This window comes from Alteromonas ulvae (assembly GCF_048987005.1).
Lineage (GTDB): Bacteria > Pseudomonadota > Gammaproteobacteria > Enterobacterales > Alteromonadaceae > Alteromonas.
On the sequence record NZ_CP185261.1, the window covers coordinates 3,877,605 to 3,899,617 of the forward strand.

The following is a 22,013-nucleotide window of genomic DNA, read 5'->3' on the forward strand; positions in this document are numbered from 1 at the left end:
TTACCCCAAAATTTCATCTACAGACAATCCACGTTTCGCAGCAACGCTCGCCGGAGAATTCATCTCTGTCAGCGCGTTGATTGTTGCACGAACAACGTTGATTGGGTTTGTAGAGCCGTAACATTTTGAAAGTACGTTTTGTACGCCAGCTACTTCAAGTACTGCACGCATTGCACCGCCGGCGATGATACCGGTACCTTCTGATGCAGGCTGCATGTAAACTTTAGAGCCAGAGTGACGACCTTTGATAGGGTGCTGTAACGTATTGCCATTTAGGTCAACGTCAACCATGTTGCGACGTGCCTTTTCCATAGCTTTCTGGATTGCAGCAGGAACTTCACGTGCCTTACCATAACCGAAACCTACGCGACCGTTACCGTCACCCACTACTGTCAATGCAGTGAAACTAAAGATACGACCACCTTTAACCACTTTAGATACGCGGTTAACGGCAATCAATTTCTCTAACAGTTCACCGTTTTGAACGTCTTGTTTAGCCATTATAAACTCCTAGAACTGAAGACCAGCTTCGCGAGCTGCATCAGCTAATGCTTTAACGCGACCGTGGTATTGGAAGCCACTACGATCGAAAGCCACTGCTTTAATGCCTTTCTCAATAGCGCGCTCTGCGATTGCTTTTCCGACTACCGTCGCTGCTTCAGCGTTACCTGTAGACTTAAGACCTTTCGCAAGATCTTTCTCAACAGTTGAAGCCGCCGCTAACACTTCAGAACCGCACGGGGCGATAAGCTGAGCGTAAATGTGGCGAGGTGTACGGTTAACAACCAAGCGATGCGCGGCCAGTTCACGAATTTTTGCTCGTGCGCGAGTTGCGCGACGAATGCGAGCTGTTTTCTTATCCATCGTATCACCCACCTACTTTTTCTTAGCTTCTTTACGACGTACATTTTCGTCAGCGTATCGTACACCTTTACCTTTGTAAGGCTCTGGTGGACGGTAACCACGAATGTTCGCCGCAACCTGTCCTACCACCTGCTTATCGGCGCCTTTGACGACGATTTCAGTTTGGCTAGGAGTTTCAACGGTAATGCCTTCAGGCATTTCGTATACGACAGGATGAGAGAAACCTAGTGTTAGGTTAAGCTTGCTACCTTGTGCTTGCGCACGGTAACCAACGCCTAATAACTGGAGCTTTTTCTCAAAACCTTGTGAAACACCTTGAACCATTGCGTTAAGAAGTGAGCGAACAGTACCAGCCTGCGCCCAATTGTTGGCGAAACCTTCACGAGGAAGTGCTTTCAATTGGTTTTCTTCTTGTACAACTTCAACTGCGTCGTTAAAAACGCGGCTCAATGTGCCTTTACTACCTTTTACAGTAACTTCTTGACCAGAGATAGAAACTTCTACACCTGATACAACGTCTACTGGGGCTTTTGCTATACGTGACATTTCAACTCCTCCGTTATGCTACATAACCGATGATCTCACCGCCCATGCCAGCGTTGCGCGCTGCACGGTCAGTCATCACACCTTTTGAAGTCGACACGATAGCGATACCCAAGCCACCCATAACCTTTGGAAGCTCATCTTTTTTCTTATAGATGCGCAAACCGGGGCGACTTACGCGCTCGATAGTGTCAATTACTTGCTTGCCTTCGAAGTACTTAAGCGTAACTTCTAAAACAGGCTTAACGTCACCAGATGTAGCGAAGTCTGTGATATAACCTTCTGACTTCAATACTTCGCATATAGAAACACGAACTTTTGAAGAAGGCATAGTTACAGAAACTTTCTGAGCCATCTGGCCGTTACGGATGCGTGTGAACATATCCGCGATAGGATCTTGCATACTCATTATCAGCTACTCCTTACCAACTGGCTTTCTTAAGGCCAGGGACTTCACCGCGCATCGCTGCTTCGCGAAGCTTAATACGGCTAAGGCCGAATTTGCGTAGGTAACCATGTGGACGGCCAGTTACGCGACAACGGTTACGTTGACGAGATTTACTAGAGTCACGTGGTAGTTGTTGCAGCTTCAGAACAGCGTCCCAACGCTCTTCTTCAGAAGCGTTAACATCGCTGATAATCGCTTTAAGTGCAGCGCGCTTCTCAGCATACTTAGCGACTAGCTTAGTACGCTTCGCTTCGCGTGCTTTCATTGATTCTTTTGCCATAACCCTACACCCCTTACTTTTTGAATGGGAAGTTAAACGCGTCCAGCAGAGCACGTGCTTCGTCATTAGAATTCGCACTGGTAGTGATAGTAATATCCATACCGCGAACCTTATCCACTTTATCGAAATCGATTTCAGGGAAAATGATTTGCTCACGCACGCCCATGCTGTAGTTACCACGTCCGTCGAATGATTTTGGATTCAAACCACGGAAATCGCGAATACGCGGAATAGCGATTGAAATCAAACGCTCTAGGAATTCCCACATACGCTCGCCACGTAGGGTTACTTTACAGCCAATCGGATAACCTTCACGAATTTTAAAACCCGCTACTGATTTTCTAGCAACTGTAACAATCGGCTTCTGACCGGCAATAGCCGTCATGTCAGCTTGAGCATTCTCAAGCACCTTCTTGTCAGCAACTGCTTCACCTAAACCCATGTTTAGAGTGATTTTTTCAATCCGAGGGACTTGCATGACGCTTTTGTACCCGAACTGCTTCGCAAGTTCAGCTACTACTGTTTCTTTATAGAAATCATGCAGTTTCGCCATCGTACTCTCCAATATAATTAAACAAGTTCGCCGTTAGACTTGAAGAAACGTACTTTCTTCTCATCTTCGAAACGGAAACCAACGCGATCTGCTTTACCCGTTGCTGGGTTAACAATCGCAACATTAGAAACGTGAATAGAAGCTTCTTTCTCAACAATACCACCAGCAACACCCAATTGAGGGTTAGGCTTAGTGTGTTTCTTGACGAGATTAACGCCTTCTATAATTAAACGGTCTTCAGCAATAAGCACTTTAAGGACTTTGCCTTGTTTGCCTTTGTCTTTACCCGCTAATACGACTACTTCATCATCACGACGAATTTTATTAGCCATTATCGTGACTCCTTATAGTACCTCTGGGGCCAATGAGATGATTTTCATGAAGTTTGAACTTCTCAACTCACGGGTTACCGGGCCAAAGATACGCGTACCAATTGGTTGCTTGTTTGCATTAAGCAAAACAGCCGCGTTACCGTCAAAACGAATGGATGAACCATCAGGACGACGAACGCCTTTTCTAGTACGCACCACCACTGCATTCAGTACGTCACCTTTTTTAACTTTACCGCGAGGAATTGCTTCCTTGACAGTAACTTTGATGATGTCACCGATACCTGCATAACGGCGATGCGAGCCACCAAGAACCTTAATACACTGAACCCTGCGAGCGCCGCTGTTATCTGCAACGTCCAGGTTAGTTTGCATTTGGATCATGTTAGTGCTCCGCTCTAAATTAAGACTCTCCCGAGTCGTTATTGTGCTGCTAAAAACAACTGGATATCGTTGCTTTTATGTACATACCCCCATAAAAAGGGCGCGAAACTATAACAGAATTATTGGGGTAGCGATAGCGGTAAATTGAATTAATTTTAAACTGAGGTGGGCAAAAAACCCCCAGTTAAAAAACTGGGGGGATGATAACCGCAGAGGAGGTCATCAAGCAGGAACTTTTACTCGTTAAGTTGCATGGATGCAGCTTTCAGAGCGTTACGCACACTACTAAAGATAATAGAGATTCGGAAATATGACAGTTTTTAGATTAAATCCTTTTGTGTAGTAACAAAGTCTCGCTAATTCATTCTTGCGCAAGGCGACCTACTTCATACAAAACGAGGCCGGTCTACCCGATGCCTGTGAGCGGTTATTGTTTGTAGATCGTTGATATTAAAATAGTACGTTTATTTCGTAACCTGTTGATGTATTTGCCGGTTCTAGTGTCACGATATAGTTCTCTTCCTCTGTAAAGCCAAATAGCGTCGTACGGTCTAACAATACTTTTTCGTCGTTGTTGTCTTCATATACTGCTATGACTTCGTAAAAATCAGAAGGCAGTACTTTGGCGTTGGTTTCTCCAAATTCTAAGTTATTCACTCTATACTCTGCGGTGTCGATCGTTTCATCGTGACGTACAAGAAAAATATCAACGTCGTCATAGTCGCTTACAAGATTAATAAAATTAACGGTTTTGTCGTAGGCCTGTGGCAGACCACTTTCCTCAAAGGTCGATGCCCCTAATTTTCCGTCTGTTTCATAAATGAGTATGGCCTTACTTTCGCCCTGATTTAAGGTTATTAGTTTGTTGCTAAGATTTGTCATAGCGCCTGAAGTGTCGGTTACCGATACACGGTAGTCACCGTAGCGAATCGCAGTAAAATCAGAGAGCTCATTGGCAGCCAGTGTAAATTCTACGTCCTCTTCGTCAGTGTTGCCACCGAAGGTAACGGTTACGGGAGTGTTTAAGTTAGTTGAGTTATAGATACGATATTGCGCATCGGCTTCTACATCGGTTAAACCAGATACCGTAGAGGAATTTAATATGGTGTCTACTACCAGTCCTTCTTGAATAGCACCGCTTACATCGCGAAGTGCCATTACATATTCGGTCTCGTAGATGAAATCGAGTGTTTGAGATTCGAAGATGACATCAGTGCTGCCAGGAGCAGTTAAATATATCGTATACTCTCCTTCGTCAAAGTCGTCGCTGTCGTCATCACCATTCCAATAGATTAACTCTCCCATATCATTTGGCGTAATGGTTCCAAGAAAGTTAGCTGCTTCAAAGGGGTCGCCAGCATCACTCATATAAAAATCAAAAGATCCTCCGTCCATAGTGACTGAAATGCCTAACAGCCTAAAATGGTCTTCTAATGTCTCTCGTTCATAGCTATATTCATTAAACGAAGGACTGCTAAAATCGCCACTCATTACAACTAAGGTTTTCTCACCCTCTTTAAGATTTACCGTTATTTCGCCTATGTAGACTTCTTGGTCATCTGAGTCTGTGCGAATGAACTCTAAAACAAGCTCACCGCTTTCCATTGAATACATAGACGACGCATCACCGAATTGCGCCGAGCCATAGCTGTCTCCATCCACTTCACGCATTTCTACATTCGCACCATTAGGCGATGCGTTATAAAACTGAAGATACGCAAATTCGTAGTCTGAACTGCTGCTATCGGATCCCCCGCATGCGGAAAGTATAAATAGTGCAGTGAAACCTAGTGCAACGATTCGATACCAAGAGTGGTTAACGCTACTAATGAGACAGGCATAACTTCTATTGTTGCTAGTACTAGTATTATGACAGGCATTATTGCTAGTGTTATTGCTAGTGCTAGCGCTTTTAACGTCACCACAACTAAAGTGACAGGCATAATTAAGTGAGGGGAACGATAGCATAGACGGTGTTTCCTTTAGGTTCTTGAAATAGTTTAAATGGATGGCAACACAGACGGGGAAATCTGCACCAAGCACCGTTATGGCAGAAGGTTTCGAGGTAGGTTCATAGCTTTACGCTGTCTTTACAAAACTGACAAATCACTGAAGAAAATGATGTAATTCTATATAAATACTATGATTTTTTAAGGCGTAGTTTGAGGGGCGTTAATGTTAATCGCTTATTTCACTCTCGGATAAAGAAGCAGAAAAGCCCGCAGAACTGCGAGCTTTTGCATATCAATCGTATTAACGGTTATTCACCGTTTTCGTATTCTTACGATAGAAATTACTCATAAGAGTATGACAGTGTTACGTTGCTGTATGCAGAGTATGCTCGTATACCAATATGCCAGGTACCTGCCGCTGGCGCGTCGAAAGTACATTCTTCATTGTTTCCATTGCGATAAGGACGACAATCGAAATCACTAGTCTCAGGTTGAGAACCAAACTTCATGTATAAGTCTGCATCGCCTGAACCACCAGCAATACTCACTGTCATCTGGCTCACACCTTCTGGAATGGTCCACGTGTAACGATTCCACTCGTTTCGTGCTGCAGATAAACCTGGTACTTGTCCAGAAACTGGCTCAACGGTGGGGCTTCCGCCATTGTCAGTTCCGCCGTTTCCATCACAACCGTTGGTATTAAGTTGGTTGTAAGCATCAGCCAGTTTCATCAAACCAAAACCGTAGAAGTTATCGCGACCTGCACTGCCTTTATCCTGTGCAGTGACATTCAACGCATTTCGAATTTGGTTATTTGTACACTGAGGGAAATAGCTCCATACCAATGCTGCACCACCTGCTACGTGAGGTGTTGCCATTGATGTACCGCTAAGGGCTGCGTAGGTGTTAGTTGGATAAGTAGACTGTACCGCACTACCAGGCGCAGCTATCTCTACTTGGTCGTTGTATTGGCTGTAGCTGGCACGGTTTTCATTTGAATCTACCGCGGCTACTGACATAACCGCATCGTAAGACGCCGGATAAGACTTGCCACTGTTACCATCGTTACCTGCAGCAGCCACTAGCAGCATGCCTGCATCGGTGAAGCTTTGCATAGCATCACGCTCTGTGGCTGATGCACTGCCTCCACCCAAGCTCATGTTCACGACGTTTGATCCTGCATTTTCACATTGCGCGATAGCGTCAATCAGGTCTGATGCGTAAGTCCACTGACCATCGTCATTAAATATCTTAACAATGTGAAGATCGACACCAGGATATACGCCCACCACACCTTCGTTATTATCATATGCAGCGATAGTGCCGGCAACATGTGTACCGTGCCCGTTTCCGTCGTTGAACCAGTTACCCACCGCAACGTTATTCGCATTACCAGTGACACCGTTGTTGGTATCTGGTAAATCGGGGTGCCCTAAATTGTAACCCGTGTCGATAACACACACTTTACGCGCTGCTGTATCTGCTTGACCAAATTGATTGGCCTGAACCATGGTGTAGCCATATGGCGTGGTTTGGGCCATCAGTTTGCGTTTCGCATCGATTTCGATGCTTTCAACATTTGGATTTTTACGTAGTTCATTTAACGCTTTGCGATCTAGATTTGCTGCCATCAAACGTTGCTTTTTTAGTGTCTTTTTAACTAGACCGCCTGCTCGGGTTACTTCGTTTTTAGCAGCCTGCATGTTGAACACTTTCTTCTGCTTGCCAGATGCTAGCGCGTCTTTTCCATTTAGCGTGTCGTCATTTAACTCCATCAGAACATCCGACGTCATCTCGTCTTTAAACTTTACGATGTAACGGTCGCTAGGCTCTTCAAGTGAACCAAAACCAATTTTTTTAAATCTTTTGTTTAAATTTTTATTAAATTTTGCGGCGAAAGACTGTTTTTCTGCTTCTACTTTCACCGGAACATGCTCTTCAGCATTTGCAGTTTGACCAGCGAAGGCTAAAGAAACTGCGATGGCAGCTGCAGTCATACATGTGTGTTTCTTATTTTTTGAATTCAAAATTTATTTCCTGTTTATCTGTCTTGTTGTTTCAACACTTTTACTCTCGTGCTTTAGAAACTTTTGTTATGTTTTGACATACAGGTTCAACCATTACCTCATACGAAATGCCTGTCCTTGACTGTCAACGCAACAGCGTTGCAACGACTTACCCGCCTGTCAGTTGGCATAAATAAAATGTGTTTCACACTTCATCTACAAGTTCCATATTAATTGGCACATCAGTATGTTGAGTATGTAAACTCACTCTCGGTGAGCGTTTTTTATACCTTTTATTGAGCCATCGAACTGAGCAATAAAATGTCATACCCTGTTATTCATACGTTATGGGCAGATTCACATTAGGAATAGATTTTTATAATCAATGATTATTTTAAAATTACAAATGTAACAAAATGTAAGTGATCGCTTTATAGAGAGGAATGACAGTCATCAATGATGTATCGAGACCATCACTATTGAGACAAAGCATCACTATTAAGACAGGCACGATAAAGGGGGTCACTAAAATTCTATTAAGACTGCTAATAACACAGGCACTTTAGATACTAATAAGACAGGCACTTTAGAAAATTTGGACAGCATCACTCTTATTCGTTAGAAGTCTCGTTTTTTGCGCAACAATTGCGTTTAACATGGGGTAATAGATGCAGAGTTATTTTCTCGGTAACAAAAAAGCGTTGAAGCAAGAATTTTTATCGAGACAGGCATATTTAAAAACGGAATAAAATCATTCTTTCTACCGAGTTTTCGCGTAATCTGAACTTGTTGGAAATAACGTTGAATTTTCTTACTGATAATCAAACGAGGTTATGCAAACTAATTATTCTGCATGGGAGAGGAACAGTCATTTTTAATGGTGAAGGATGCGACTGTCTAATTCAGGGTGAGATTAGCCAAGCAACCGTTTGGCATTTTGTCGGCCATGTACCCGTTGTTTATTCTGGTTATGCGCGTATTGTTCAAGATGTAGCACTTTTCCTGCAGCATGCTTAAAAAGCGTTTCAAATTGGGTAATTAGCGTTAACCATTTTTCGTTTTCAATGTTAAGACTTTCTAAAGTTTTTAATTTACTATTATTTATCTTGCCCTGTTTGGCTAAACGGATGTTGCGACTGGTCACATCGACAAGTTGAAGGTACTCGGTAAGGGTAAAAGGCAAAACGAATGGCGCCTCTTTTTTCAAGCTGCTTGCAAAAGGCATAAGCCGTTTCGGCGCTTTACCCACCCTAGCAGCTCGAATACGATACTGGATACTAGTGTGGCTAGAGCTCTCTGGCGTTTCTGCCATGTTTGCCCGTACCGGATTTAAATCAACATAGGCCATACAGGCGGCTAGGGCCGATTCATCCAATAGCGCTTGAGATTTAAATCGCCCCTCCCAGAAATGCCCCGTACACTCATCTTCCTTATTAGCAGCACGAGCGACATATTCATTAAGCGCTCGCATAAACCAGCTGATATCATACAACCGTTTTCGCCACACTTCTGCCGTACATTCGATAGTTTTACGCTGAGCTTCACTTAGCTTTTCTCGAGTCAGTGATGACAGATACTGCTGTGTAAGCAATGTTCCCTTATACAAGGTATGCCAACGCTGAAGGACTTCTTCTGTGGTTAGCGACTGTGCTTTGTCTTTGTTTATATGCAATACCAGGTGTGTGTGATTACTCATGACCGCATAAGCACATACACCAATAGTGAACACTTCACTCAAAAACTGTATGCGATCTTCTACCCATTGACGCCGGTGTTCAAAACTTTTGCCTTGCTCCTCGCCGCATAAATATGCACGGCGTACACAGCGAGAAATACAGTGGTAGTAAGGCGTATCGAGTAAGCTAATTTGTGATTTTCTGGGTTTAGGCATTGAGGCTGTCAGACTGTGAGTGTTGATATTAACAGTTTGAGGAGTTGTCTTGCTTAAAGAAAGTGTATTGAGGTACAGTTTTAGCCACAAAGTATGCCTGTCCTATTTAACTTCCTTAGCCACGAAGTATGCCTGTCCTATTTAACTTCCCTCGTACGATTTAATGCCTGTCTCACTAGTTATCCACTAGTTATCTTATAATGCCTGTCTCACTAGTTAGTTGCGTGGGTGAAAAAAAAGAGGCAGTACAAACACCCCTTTTTGCGTGCGCTCGGTTTCATGAGCGATGATTTTGATGCTGCAACAACGCTATTGCAATCGTTGCCTGACAATTTCATACAAGCACACCCCAGTAGCAACCGATACGTTCAAACTTGAAACACTACCTGCCATAGGGAGTTTCACGAGTTCGTCACAGGTTTCTTTTGTCAGCCGGCGCATACCCTTTCCTTCAGCACCCATAACCAGGGCAGTGGGGCCTTTGAGATTAACATCGTAAAGGGTTTTATCAGTCTCGCCTGCTGTGCCTATAATCCAAATACCTTTGTCTTGCATGTGTTTTAAGCTTCGAGCAAGGTTAGTTACTTGAATAAGCGGAATTACCTCCGCCGCACCACATGCTACTTTGCGCACCGTGCCATTTAAGCTAGCGGATTTGTCTTTAGGTACCACAACAGCATGCACGCCTGCGCCATCTGCTGTTCGTAGACATGCACCCAAATTATGCGGGTCGGTAATGCCGTCTAGCACCAGCAAAAAAGGTTGAGACTCTCGCTCTAAAATACGGTCAAGATCCGCTTCATCAAGCACTCGCGCCGCTTTTGCTCTGGCAACGACCCCTTGGTGCTGCTCGCCATTAACTTTGTCGTCTAACGTTTTGCGCTGACAAAACTGCACAGAAATACCAAAACGACGGGCTTGGTTCACAATGTTGACTAAGCGCTCGTCGGTTCTACCTTTAAGCACCATTACTTCAACAACACGCTCAGGCTCATTTTCTAATACCGATTGCATAGCGTGTAAGCCGTATAACCATTCTTGCTGCGCCATTTAACGCTTTCCTCTTTTACTCGTTCTGTCTGTTTTGCCCACCTTTGCAGGGCCTTTCGACGTGCCTTTTATTGGCGCGTTTCCAGCCCCTTTCTCTCCACCCTTGCTGGATGAAGGTTTAGGACTGCGCTTACCTTTAGCTGTACTTTTTTTTGAAGTTTTTGCTTTTCCCTTCTTGCCACCGGGGCTGCGCAGCATAGACTTATCGAATAATAAATCAATCTTTCTTTCGTCTAAATTTACAGCTGCCACTTGTACCAAAACGGTATCGCCTAATCTAAACTGATTGTGACCAGACTCTCCCACAAGCGCCATTTTTACATCATCAAAGTGGTAGTAGTCGTCATCTAATGAAGTGATGTGTACTAACCCATCTATGTGATATTCAGTAAGGCGGATGAACAATCCGAAGTTAGTGACAGAACTCACCACACCTTCAAAGGTATCGCCAACGTGGTCGAGCATAAATTCACACTTCAGCCAATCCGCAACATCGCGAGTAGCATCGTCTGCTCTGCGCTCTGTCATAGAACATTGTTCACCTAGCTGCTCTATTTCATCAACCGTATAACTCTTGCTGCCGCTTACCGAGTTTTTGCCCTGCTGTTTTGCAATAATGCTTTTCAGCGCGCGGTGTACGACTAAGTCGGGGTAACGACGAATAGGCGAGGTAAAGTGTGCATAGGCTTCTAGTGCCAAACCGAAATGGCCTACATTTTCGCCGTCGTACACCGCTTGCTTCATTGAGCGAAGGAGCATAGTTTGAATAAGCTCTTCATCTACGCGGCCTTTAGTTTTAAGTACTACGTCGGTAAATGCAGAAGGCTCCGCATCGTCAACAATGCGGTGTGGAATACCAATTTCGCTCAGATAACTTGTAAACGCAGTTAACCTATCGGCATCTGGTTTATCGTGTATGCGATACAGCGCTGGCGCTTTGTGCTTTTCGAGCATAAGCGCGGCACTTACGTTTGCCATGATCATGCATTCTTCAATAAGCTTGTGCGCGTCGTTTCTTACCAAAGGAACGATGTTTTCTATCTTGCGCTGTGCATTAAACACAAACTTCACTTCTTGAGTTTCAAATTCAATAGCACCGCGCTTTGCCCGTGATTTCTTAAGGCCATGATACAAATCGTGTAAATTACGCAAATGAGGCACATGCGCCTCGTAGCGCCGATGCATTTCTTTGTCGCCCTGAAGAATTTTCCATACCTTGTTGTAAGTAAGGCGAGCGTGAGAATTCATTACGGCTTCGTAAAATTGGAACTCTTCAAGAATGCCTTGCGCACTGATGGTCATTTCACACACCATGCACAAACGGTCTACCTCAGGGTTAAGCGAGCACAGACCATTCGATAGTACTTCAGGCAACATGGGGATAACCTGGTCAGGGAAGTACACCGAATTCCCACGCTGTTGCGCTTCATCATCAAGGGCTGAACCTGTTTTTACATAATGGCTCACGTCGGCAATAGCGACCCATAACTGCCAGCCGCCATCATCTAATGGTTCGCAGTATACCGCGTCGTCAAAGTCTCGAGCATCTTCACCGTCAATAGTTACCAGCGGCAGTTGACGTAAATCTACACGACCTGTTTTGGCATCATCAGGAACCTGGTCGGTAAGATGTGACACTTGTTTAGTCACGCCTTTTGGCCACTGATGGGGAATGTCGAATGTACGCAGCGCCATCTCAATTTCCATACCTGGCGCCATATGCTCACCAAGAACTTCAATAATTTTACCTACTGGACTCATTTTTCTGCGCGGTCGCTGAGAAAGCTCCACAACCACAATTTGCCCCATACGGGCACCATTAGTGCTTTCTGGCGGAATGACAATTTCATGCTGAAGGCGGCTGTCATCTGGCACTACCATGCCGAAACCTTGCTCTACAAAGTAACGCCCAACAATGGGCTCCTCTCTTGGCTTTATTACTTGTGTAATAAAGGCTTCTTTGCGGCCTCTGCGGTCGGTGCCACTTACTCGAGCTTCTACAATATCATCATGCAGGAACATACTCATTTGTCCCGCACTTACGAATAAGTCGCCGCTTTTATCTTCAGGACGCAAGAAACCAAAACCGTCGCGGTGACCAATAAGTCGGCCTTTAAATATTTCATCGCGGTTTTGAAGAATGTACTTTTTCTGACGCGTAAATTGTACCTGCCCTTCGCGCTCCATGGCTCGAAGTCGTCGTTGAATACCGATGCGGGCATCTTCACTTTCAGCATTTACTTGGGTGCAAATGTCAAGAAATGACAAGGGTTTGTCATGCTCTTTTAATATGTCCATCAAATGTTCCCGACTAGCTACCGGGTTTTCGTACTTTTCTTTCTCGCGCTGATAATGCGGGTCGTCACTCATGTATTTGTAAATTACCTTTTGTTTAGTTGACTTTTTTCATCCCGCTTTTTTAAAACGGATATTTCAATTCGCATTGCGTTTCTTGTAAATACATCGCTGAAACCGCATCGCTATTTGGTTGTTTGGTACACAGTATAACAGTATTTAACACAAAAATATTGCGCTCAAGTGACAGTAGAATCCTGTACAAGCGCTCAAGTAGGCCTGTCTCTTCAGTTTTCCTAACAGAGTGACGACCGATATCTTCTTTTATTTGAGCGAATCATTGTGAAAGGTGACACCCTCGTATCACATGAACGCTAGTTTTTATGCCTGTCTTGTTTGTTCTCTTGTTTGTTATTTTTTGTGCCTGTCTCATTAGTAGCTAAGGAGACAGGCATAAAAAAAGTGACACTTTCATGTCATATAGTCCCTGTATAAGACGAAGAGTTAGCATATCGATCCGTGTATTTGAGAACATTTGCGCTTAATAGAGTTCGTGCTTAGAAGCAATAGTAGTACAACGTATTTTCTTTAAACGCTAATACCTAGAAACAAGCTCGGCATTGATATATCACTTATCCTTTTTTGGAAAACTAGGCACCATGGATAGAAGAAAATTTATAGCATTATCATCAGTTGCTGGCGTCAGCATAACAATATCAAGTGGACTAGCGGGCTGCGTTTCAAACGCTCGCCCATCGAGCAATGCCGCTTTTACACATGGCGTAGCTAGTGGCGATCCGCTACAAAACGCCGTTATAATTTGGACTCGGGCAGTACCAACAGAGAATGCGGTTGTGGCTGAAATTATTTGGGAAGTAGCCAGCGACAACGCCTTCAAAAGTATTGTGGCTAGCAATAGAGTCTCCGCTATGGCATCTCAAGACTTCACGGTTAAAGTTGACGTAAAAGGCCTGTCACCTGCAAGCCAGTATTTTTATCGCTTTAGAAGCGCTGACAACGTAAGTGCTATAGGTGAAACCCGAACACTGCCTTCTTCTGAAGTGAGTGAAGTTACTTTTGGAGTATTTTCTTGCTCTAACTATCCAGCAGGCTTTTTTACGCCTTACATGGAAGCTGCCAAGAATTCAAAGGTAGATTATGTGCTTCATTTAGGCGACTACATCTATGAGTACGATGGCGAAGGATATGCTACAGAGAACGCAAAAAAAATTGGCCGCACGCTTGAACCAGATAACGACACCGAACTTTTTACCCTCACGGATTATCGCCGTCGCTATGCGCTTTACCGAACAGATGAAGGGTTGCTCGCGCTGCATCAAAACAAACCTTTTATTGTGGTATGGGACGACCATGAAGTATCAAACGATACTTATAAAGATGGCGCTCAAAATCATCAGGACGATGAAGGCGACTTTTTCAACCGCCGTGCGGCAGCAATACAAGCTTACTACGAATGGCTGCCTATAAGACCCACCTTTGGTGAGACGCGTATGGAAATTTATCGACAATTCACATTCGGCAAGCTGCTCGACCTGTACATGTTAGACACGCGGGTACTCGCTCGCGATAAGCAGCTTGAATACGCTCATTACAGAGACAAAGATACCAAGGCGTTCAACCAAACGGCGTTTACTAAAGATATAAGCAACCCGCAGCGAGGTCTGCTTGGCGACGCGCAGCGTAAATGGCTGAACGAGGCAATGAAAAACAGCAGAGCAAAGTGGCAGGTGTTGGGCCAACAGCTTTTAATGGGACGTATGTTATTTCCGGTGTCTATATTTAATGGCGTGCCTCGAGAGCAAATTCCGGCTCACGTTAGCAAACTTGCCGAAATAAAGTGTAAGCAACAGCGCGGAGAAACTGTTAGCAAAAAAGAGCTGCAGCAAGTGGCATCTGTCATGCCATACAATCTTGATGCGTGGGATGGCTATCCCGTTGAACGGGAGCGTATACTAATGCAACTAAAACAGCTTAATAAACCAGTGATAGCACTGGCCGGAGACACTCACAATGCATGGCATAATTCCCTCACTTTAGCCGACGGAACTAAAGTCGCTACTGAGCTTGCTACACCAGGAGTATCCTCGCCGGGGATGGAGAATTATTTATCTATGGATGATGAAGCTGCAGACGTAATGGCAAAGGACTTACCCATACTTATTGATGATCTCCAATATTGTAATCTTCATCAGCGCGGATTTCTTACGCTAACCGTTACCAGTGAAGAAGCCAATGCAACTTGGCATTTTGTTGATACCATTTTGACAAAAAACGGAAAAGTAAGCCAAACTCATTCTGTCTCTTTGAAAGGTTAATCACTGGCATTTTAGCGGTGGTTGTTCCTTTGGCATCGGAGCAAAATAAAAGGGGGCAGAGTAAAAAGCTCTGCCTTTTTTATTGTTTATTTAATGCTGTTCTGACCCTAATTATTTTTAGAACTCATAGTATAGGCGTACCCCGGCGATTCTTGGCATGCCGCGAACATTAGTAGGAATACCAAGACCGCCGCCAGTATTACCCGCATCAATTAAATACTCTTTGTCGAACAAGTTATTTGCGAACAGCTCGTAGGCAAACTGGCTGTCACTTTTATTCAACTTAATGGAGACGTCGGTGAGTGAATACGTATCTTGTGACGAGCCAGGATAATTACTGCTTTCAAAAAACACGGTAGACTGAAAGCTCGTTAACCAATTCACATCAAGAGTCCAAGCATCTAAGTAAAATAGTTTGTTAATGTTAAACGCTCCGCTTACCTCTGGCGCTAAGCGAAACTTGTTACCGCCATATTCAAAGGGTGAGCCGTCAGCCGTGTCATTAGCAAACTCGGCATCAAGAAACCCTAGGCTACCTGTAAGCGTTAAGGTGTCGCTATAATTATAAACCGCCATTCCTTCAATACCTGACATCGACGAGTCACCTACCGTTACGGTGATCGATTGCAACGTTTCAGGATCGGTAAAACTCTGCTGATAGTTACTGTATTCATAGGTAAACATGGCGCCGGTAAACATAAAGTTGGCGCTTTGATATTTAACACCAATATCAACACTATCCACTATCTCAGCATCAGTGATATTCACGCCACCGGCGTTCGCGTCTACCACGGGAGAGCGCCGCCCTCGCGCGTAACTTGCGTACACATTCCAGTTGTTTTGAATATCGTAACTTACTGCAAAACGAGGAAGCGTATCACTAAAATCGCCATTACCTTCAAAGGTAAATGGCCCATTTGCGGTGGCAAAGGTATTGCGAGTGAAACGGGTCTCATCGATGTAGCGCATACCCGCAGTTATGTTTAGCTCGTCGGTAACAAAGTAGGAAAGTTCAGCAACGTACGACCTAATATCGAGTTCAGCCTCGAAAACAAATGGCCCCTGAATAACAGTAGAAGGTAAGTTGGGATTGGAAATTGGTGTTCCATCAGCGTTAAACAACGCCGATACCAACTGGCTGCGAAGGGCTTGTATTTGTTCTAATGTTGCGTCGGTAGCAATGTTTTGGTTGAGGGGAATATCCGACGACGCCTCTAACTGAGCCTTTACTGCATCGAATGTACCGCGAACAAAGGGGTCCACCATAATGTAGTAAGGCAAGATTGACTCATCTTGCATAATAGATGCACCGATAAAACCCGTTAGCCTATCACCGGAGTTGTAAACTAGGCGCATAGAGCCGCCTTTTAACTCTGCATCGTTCTCAAAATAGGCATCTTGAATTCGAAGGGCTGAGCCATCAGCGTCAAAACCTTCGCTTACTTCAACGTCTTTGTAAAAGCCATCGGCATGAAAGCGCAGCGTGTCGTTGATGTCATAGTTAACCGTGAGATCATAAGCGAATAAAGAACGTTCAATGCCCAACTCACTACCCATGCTAAATTCAGCCGCAGTGTATGGGCTAGTATCACCATTTTTAGGCGCAATTGAGCCAGACTTAAAAGCGATGCCAGGTTGGTCATTATATTCCATTGAAGCACGGGCAATAATTTCGAGTTGGTCATAATCGGCCTTCCATGTTGCGCGCAACGCTTGAACCGACACACCCTGTAAATCTTCACCGTTACACGGCACGCTATTACCTAGATGATCGATGACATCAGCTTTGCCATAAAACGCTTCATCACTGCAGGCTTTATTTTCAACAATGCCATCCATTTCGCGGTACAGCCCTGCAATTCGAAAACTATGGTTGTCGTTTACTGGCTTGTTGTACATAAAGTCGAGCTCTCTTCCCTGCTCGCTGTTATAGCCAAGCTGTACTTTCCCTTCTTCTGTATCGGTAGGTAGCTGAGAGTGAATGCTAATAGCGCCATTTGCAGCGGCGACACCGAAAAGGGTTGGCTGCGGCCCTTTCAGCACCTCAACTCGTGCAATATCATATAGCGCAACGCTCGACACCGTCTTTTTACTAATATCAAAACCGTCTTGATATACTGAAATTCGCGGAGTTGCCGAAACCGCTGACACGTCATCGGTGACACCGCGAATGTTGAAAGAAGGCAAGCTTACCGCCTGCTCTTGAATTTGAACATTGGGAAGGATACGGGATAAATCGTCGAGTTCCATTATGTTGGTGCGTTCTAAGAACTCACTACCAATAACGTCCATGGTTACCGGTACATCCATTACCGATTGCTCGCGCATTTGCGCAGTCACGGTAATTTCTTCTATATAATCACTCGTATCATCTGACGAGTCTGGTGCCGTAACGGAAGACTCTTGTGCATTTGCTGGTGCAAAAGCGGTTGCAGAGAGCGCGCATAAAACTGCGCTGGCTAACAATGAGCGGGAGTACATAGTTCATTCCTTTATGTGTGCAAGCTTTGTGTTTTTTGATTTCAGCGCTTATGAATAAGGTGATTGATTTTTCTGCGCTGGCGCTCATGAAGGTAGAGTGGATTTGAGACGTTTCGATGACACATACATGAAAGATAAAAGGCAGTTCTATGACAGCATGTTTAACCATAAACTTTTGTAATTTATAAACATTATCATCTTTTATAGTAGAGTTATAAAAAGCATGCTAACCTGATAATAAGAATTATTTTCAGATAGTACGACATCATTCAGTGCGTGTTATCGTTTTAATGCGTTTAGTGAATAATGAGTTGAACCATTACCATGTTGAAGGAGAAAACAATGAAAAAATCGATAATGCTACTAACCGCAGTGAGCGCAGTTACACTGTTAAGTGCATGTAGTGCAGAGCACGGTACTACGATGTGTACAACGGCACCACAGACAGATTGGCAAAATCAAGAAGCCTTTCAGGCACAACTTGTTGCACAGGGTTATAAAATAAACGAGTTTAAAGTAACCGATGGTAACTGCTACGAAATCTATGGCTTCAACAAAGATGAAAATAAGGTAGAAATTTATTTCAACCCTGTAGATGGCAGCATCGTTAAGGAAGAAAGCCACTAAGCTACAAACCCAAATACGAACCTTAAATTCGTTGTAAGCTTTTTATAAAAGCGCCACAATTATTATTGCGGCGCTTTTTTTGTATTTGATACTGTCAATACAAATGAGGACAAAGCTCACTTAAATATCACATATCCACAAACCTTGTGTTCAGCATTCGGCGGACCGCTGCACACGTTTAATGGCAGATTGTATGGCAGACCCCATGATAGAACCCATAACTGAAACAAAGCCTGCACACAACGGCGACAACCCTATTCAGCGCGATGTTATAATATGGGACGCTGTAGTCAGACTATGTCATTGGGGCCTAGTTATCTGCTTTATCACGAATTATTTTATTGTTGAGCCAGGACGTCTTTATCACGAAATTGCAGGGTACAGCGCCGTGCTTCTTAATGCCATGCGCGTGATGTGGGGCTGTACACGCCAAAGAACTTATCAAGACAGGCATAACAACTTAGGTCATAACGATTCTTATGCCTGTCACGATAAGAGTAATAACGATTCCAACGATTCTTATGCCTGTCACGATAAGAGTAATAACGATTCCAACGATTCTTATGTCTGTCACGATAAGAGTACTTCTTATGCCTGTCACGATAAGAATCAAGAAAAAGTAACTGGTGTTACAAGTGTTGACGCGCTCAATAAACCGAATTACGCCAGTTTCCGCGGAATTGATTTAAGTAGGCAAGCCTTTAAAGAACACTTACAACACTTAAAACATCGTAATGTGCCTGTCCAAACAGGGCACAACCCCTTTGGTTGGCTCATGATATTTGCGGTTATAGGTTTGTTTGTTGGCCTAGGTATTACCGGGTTTCTGATGGAAGAGGTTGACGCCCTATTTGGCAATAGCACGTTGGAATGGATCCACAGCATATTTGCTGATGTGTTATATGCCTGTGTATTGGTGCATATTGCAGCAGTGTTTTTTGTGCAATATAGAGGGCGCGTACAGTTACTGCGCCCTATGATAACGGGCTTACGGCGAAACTTGTCGCGAAATGATAAGCCTTAGGGCGTGATCTTTGCTGAGCATTTTCGCAACGGCCTATGTGATATTTAGACAAGGCAAATAATTGAAGGTCTAGTGGACTAAATCAAAACCATCTATCGGGGTAAAAAATCGCAACGGCGCTGCGCGAAGGGAGCTAAATTGGTAAAACAAGGGTTAACGTGCCCTAGCTATCCATAGGCCTTTTTGCGGCGCGAACTGCTTTGGGGTGCATTAGGCTTTCTAGTTCACTAAGATATGTTGCTATTTTTTTGTGCTGTGCTTTGTCATTAGTAATGGCATTATGTAACCAGTGGTAGGCATCTTCATAGTCATAGGGGCTGCCATAACCTGCTAAAAACAACTCCACGAGCTGAATTTGGGCCTTTAAATTCTTAAGTGCTGATGCTTCACGTAGATAAACAACGGCGCGCTCTTTATCTTCTTGCACCAATGTTCCGTTTGCGTAATATCGGCCTAGCTGCTCTAACGCCGCGGGCAAGCCCTGATCAGCTGCATCTTCTATGTATCCAATACCTCGAGCAGGCTCTTCATCAACGCACACTCCCCACGCCAACATATCGCCCCATAAAAATTGATAGGCAGGCACTTTTAATACGTCAGCCCGGGCCTCAATGTCCTGAACCAGCTGACAGCGATCGGCCAAAACCTTATCTAAATGCGTATTGGCATTTATCATTTCAATCAGCGCGTCTTCACTGTAGAGCTGAACAGCACGAATCTCTTCTATGGTTTCGCCTTCCAATGCATTAACACGCGCAGAAAAACTGAGCGTTAGAAAAGTAACCGCAAGAGTGATAAGGAGATATGGTTTCATAATTACAGGTTCTAACAATACAAAAGCAAGCGTAGTCAAGTTATCGTCCAATTATAGAATATCTTAACTACAATGCTCACTTCTTTACAGTAACTGCATTATCTAGCAACCTCGTTTAATGGCCGCCTTTTGTGGAACATAAAGCAGATTGAATATGACGGGCGTGATCGGCGAGATCAATACCTAAATCGGTAAGATAACCGCCATCAGGCAAAGTAATGAGTCCTTTTGAATATAATCGAGAGGCGGCGTTAACCATGGTTTGACTTGCGTCGTGGTGAATTTTTAAACCTTGTAGCAGGCTATTGTCGGGAAATTTGAGCAGTAAATTTAACTCGTCAAGCATGTCCTGATCGAATGTTGTCATACAACCACCTTAGGCAAAGGATTGAAAGTTATGGCGCTTATGTTTCTCTATTAGTTATAGCGCCATTTCCTATATCACACACAATTAATCGCACTGTCCAGATCATTTTCTCGAAAATAGCCACAATTGAACCTTTAATCTGGATTTCACACCGCGAACTGATCGGACTTTACCGCTAAATAGTATACTCTTGCCATAACATGAGTTCGTGGATGTGCAGCCCCAATGAAGTATAAAGATTTACGCGACTTTATTCGCCAACTAGAAAGCAAAGGCGAATTGGTTCGCATTAGCCAGCCGATTGATACCGACCTTGAAATGACTGAAATTGCCGATCGCACCCTGCGTGCCGGCGGTCCTGCGCTTCTTTTTGAAAACCCCAAAAATCATTCAATGCCGGTATTGGCAAACCTGTTTGGTACACCTCAGCGTGTTGCCATGGGTATGGGCCAAGACTCTGTGGAGGCGTTAAGGGAAGTAGGCAAACTTCTGGCCTATTTAAAAGAGCCTGAGCCACCCAAAGGATTAAAAGATTTGTGGTCAAAACTTCCCGTGTTTAAGCAAGTGCTTAACATGCCCGCCAAGGTAGTTAAAAAAGCACCGTGCCAAGAAGTGGTGCTAACAGGCGATGATGTAGACTTATCAAAAATTCCCGTTCAGCGCTGCTGGCCAGGCGACGCTGCCCCCTTGGTGACGTGGGGACTAAGCATCACTCGCGGTCCGCATAAAAAACGCCAAAACTTAGGCATATACCGCCAGCAGGTTATTGGCAAAAATAAACTCATCATGCGTTGGTTGTCTCATCGCGGCGGTGCATTAGATTTTCGCGAATGGTGCCAGACTCACCCCGGCGAACCTTACCCAGTGTCAGTGGCATTGGGTGCCGATCCTGCCACTATTTTAGGTGCCGTTACGCCGGTGCCCGACACGCTATCTGAATATGCGTTTGCCGGGTTGTTACGAGGTGACAAAACGGAAGTGGTTTCTTCCATCAGTAACGACCTACAAGTACCCGCAACCGCTGAAATAGTGCTTGAGGGATATATTGCGCAGGATGAAACTGCCCCAGAAGGGCCTTATGGCGATCACACTGGTTACTACAACGAAGTAGACGAGTTCCCTGTGTTCACCGTGACGCACATCACTCACAGAAAAGACCCTATTTACCACTCTACCTACACTGGGCGTCCGCCAGACGAACCCGCCATTTTAGGCGTTGCCCTAAACGAGGTATTTGTCCCTATTTTGCAAAAGCAATTTCCAGAGATTGTGGATTTTTACCTGCCGCCTGAAGGATGCTCCTACCGAATGGCAGTAGTTACCATGAAAAAGCAGTATCCAGGCCATGCCAAGCGGGTAATGATGGGCGTATGGTCTTTTTTACGCCAGTTTATGTACACCAAATTTGTCATTGTATGCGATGATGACGTTAACGCGAGAGATTGGAATGATGTGATTTGGGCCATCACTACCCGTATGGACCCGGCTCGTGATACTGTATTAATAGAAAATACCCCTATCGATTATCTCGATTTTGCATCACCGGTGTCGGGGCTGGGCTCTAAAATGGGAATGGATGCGACCAACAAAATGCCCGGCGAAACCGACCGCGAATGGGGCGAGCCTATTGTGATGGACGAAGACGTTAAAAAGCGTATTGATGATATTTGGGACGAACTTGGTATCATGAAATAATCAGGCCTTATTGTGTAAGAAGTTTGAGAAGCTCGAGGGGCTTTAGCGCCTTGCTAGTAGATAGGCGACTAGAT

At 44.4% G+C, this 22,013-nt stretch carries 20 protein-coding genes; 4 read left to right on the forward strand and 16 right to left on the reverse strand.

Annotated features, from left to right (window positions below):
• The 13 genes from rpsE to rnr form a co-directional block, all read right to left on the reverse strand.
• Window positions 1-501, reverse strand: a complete 501-nt coding sequence (gene rpsE / locus ACOJR9_RS16785; RefSeq protein ID WP_420934038.1) for a 30S ribosomal protein S5 — start codon at window positions 499-501, stop codon at window positions 1-3.
• Window positions 502-510: 9 nt separating this feature from the next.
• Window positions 511-864, reverse strand: a complete 354-nt coding sequence (gene rplR, locus ACOJR9_RS16790; RefSeq protein WP_420934039.1) for a 50S ribosomal protein L18 — start codon at window positions 862-864, stop codon at window positions 511-513.
• A gap of 12 nt (window positions 865-876) precedes the next feature.
• On the reverse strand, window positions 877-1,410 hold the full coding sequence (gene rplF, locus ACOJR9_RS16795; protein WP_420934040.1) for a 50S ribosomal protein L6: 534 nt from the start codon (window positions 1,408-1,410) through the stop codon (window positions 877-879).
• Between the two features lie 13 nt (window positions 1,411-1,423).
• Window positions 1,424-1,816 carry a 30S ribosomal protein S8 gene (rpsH, locus tag ACOJR9_RS16800; RefSeq protein ID WP_420934041.1) on the reverse strand — a complete coding sequence of 131 codons (393 nt, stop codon included), beginning with the start codon at window positions 1,814-1,816 and terminating at the stop codon, window positions 1,424-1,426.
• Between the two features lie 13 nt (window positions 1,817-1,829).
• The gene (rpsN, locus tag ACOJR9_RS16805) at window positions 1,830-2,135 is read right to left on the reverse strand and encodes a 30S ribosomal protein S14 (protein WP_071980725.1); all 306 of its coding nucleotides are present in this window, start codon (window positions 2,133-2,135) and stop codon (window positions 1,830-1,832) included.
• 13 nt (window positions 2,136-2,148) lie between these two features.
• Entirely contained in the window at window positions 2,149-2,688 is a 540-nt protein-coding gene (rplE, locus tag ACOJR9_RS16810; protein ID WP_032094893.1) for a 50S ribosomal protein L5, read from the reverse strand.
• Between the two features lie 17 nt (window positions 2,689-2,705).
• The gene (gene rplX, locus ACOJR9_RS16815) at window positions 2,706-3,020 is read right to left on the reverse strand and encodes a 50S ribosomal protein L24 (protein WP_420934042.1); all 315 of its coding nucleotides are present in this window, start codon (window positions 3,018-3,020) and stop codon (window positions 2,706-2,708) included.
• Between the two features lie 12 nt (window positions 3,021-3,032).
• Window positions 3,033-3,401: a 50S ribosomal protein L14 gene (gene rplN, locus ACOJR9_RS16820; protein ID WP_032094895.1), complete on the reverse strand. Its 369-nt coding sequence runs from the start codon at window positions 3,399-3,401 to the stop codon at window positions 3,033-3,035.
• A 450-nt stretch (window positions 3,402-3,851) separates the two neighbouring features.
• The gene (locus tag ACOJR9_RS16825) at window positions 3,852-5,369 is read right to left on the reverse strand and encodes a DUF4397 domain-containing protein (protein WP_420934043.1); all 1,518 of its coding nucleotides are present in this window, start codon (window positions 5,367-5,369) and stop codon (window positions 3,852-3,854) included.
• Between the two features lie 325 nt (window positions 5,370-5,694).
• The gene (locus tag ACOJR9_RS16830; RefSeq protein ID WP_420934044.1) at window positions 5,695-7,350 is read right to left on the reverse strand and encodes a S8 family serine peptidase; all 1,656 of its coding nucleotides are present in this window, start codon (window positions 7,348-7,350) and stop codon (window positions 5,695-5,697) included.
• 922 nt (window positions 7,351-8,272) lie between these two features.
• Window positions 8,273-9,250, reverse strand: coding sequence for a transposase (locus tag ACOJR9_RS16835; RefSeq protein WP_420934045.1), 978 nt, complete (start codon window positions 9,248-9,250; stop codon window positions 8,273-8,275).
• Between the two features lie 309 nt (window positions 9,251-9,559).
• Window positions 9,560-10,300, reverse strand: a complete 741-nt coding sequence (gene rlmB, locus ACOJR9_RS16840; RefSeq protein WP_420934046.1) for a 23S rRNA (guanosine(2251)-2'-O)-methyltransferase RlmB — start codon at window positions 10,298-10,300, stop codon at window positions 9,560-9,562.
• Window positions 10,301-12,670 carry a ribonuclease R gene (gene rnr / locus ACOJR9_RS16845; RefSeq protein ID WP_420934047.1) on the reverse strand — a complete coding sequence of 790 codons (2,370 nt, stop codon included), beginning with the start codon at window positions 12,668-12,670 and terminating at the stop codon, window positions 10,301-10,303. It abuts the gene before it with no gap.
• 584 nt (window positions 12,671-13,254) lie between these two features.
• Here rnr and ACOJR9_RS16850 point away from each other — a divergent pair.
• Window positions 13,255-14,931, forward strand: coding sequence for an alkaline phosphatase D family protein (locus tag ACOJR9_RS16850; protein WP_420934048.1), 1,677 nt, complete (start codon window positions 13,255-13,257; stop codon window positions 14,929-14,931).
• A 117-nt stretch (window positions 14,932-15,048) separates the two neighbouring features.
• Here ACOJR9_RS16850 and ACOJR9_RS16855 read toward each other — a convergent pair whose 3' ends face one another.
• Window positions 15,049-17,412 carry a TonB-dependent receptor gene (locus ACOJR9_RS16855; RefSeq protein ID WP_420934049.1) on the reverse strand — a complete coding sequence of 788 codons (2,364 nt, stop codon included), beginning with the start codon at window positions 17,410-17,412 and terminating at the stop codon, window positions 15,049-15,051.
• A 342-nt stretch (window positions 17,413-17,754) separates the two neighbouring features.
• Between ACOJR9_RS16855 and ACOJR9_RS16860 the strand changes: the two genes are divergently transcribed.
• Together ACOJR9_RS16860 and ACOJR9_RS16865 are read left to right on the forward strand one after the other, a co-directional pair.
• On the forward strand, window positions 17,755-18,039 hold the full coding sequence (locus tag ACOJR9_RS16860) for a PepSY domain-containing protein (RefSeq protein ID WP_420934050.1): 285 nt from the start codon (window positions 17,755-17,757) through the stop codon (window positions 18,037-18,039).
• 205 nt (window positions 18,040-18,244) lie between these two features.
• Window positions 18,245-19,063: a cytochrome b/b6 domain-containing protein gene (locus tag ACOJR9_RS16865; RefSeq protein WP_420934051.1), complete on the forward strand. Its 819-nt coding sequence runs from the start codon at window positions 18,245-18,247 to the stop codon at window positions 19,061-19,063.
• A 163-nt stretch (window positions 19,064-19,226) separates the two neighbouring features.
• On the opposite strand, the gene ACOJR9_RS16870 is transcribed toward ACOJR9_RS16865, so the two are convergent.
• A complete protein-coding gene (locus tag ACOJR9_RS16870) occupies window positions 19,227-19,877 on the reverse strand; it encodes a tetratricopeptide repeat protein (RefSeq protein ID WP_420934052.1) in 651 nt (216 codons plus the stop codon).
• A 115-nt stretch (window positions 19,878-19,992) separates the two neighbouring features.
• Window positions 19,993-20,244 carry a TIGR02647 family protein gene (locus ACOJR9_RS16875; protein WP_032094905.1) on the reverse strand — a complete coding sequence of 84 codons (252 nt, stop codon included), beginning with the start codon at window positions 20,242-20,244 and terminating at the stop codon, window positions 19,993-19,995.
• A 225-nt stretch (window positions 20,245-20,469) separates the two neighbouring features.
• Here ACOJR9_RS16875 and ubiD point away from each other — a divergent pair, with 225 nt between their 5' ends.
• Window positions 20,470-21,939, forward strand: a complete 1,470-nt coding sequence (ubiD, locus tag ACOJR9_RS16880; RefSeq protein ID WP_420934053.1) for a 4-hydroxy-3-polyprenylbenzoate decarboxylase — start codon at window positions 20,470-20,472, stop codon at window positions 21,937-21,939.
• Window positions 21,940-22,013 lie beyond the last annotated feature (74 nt).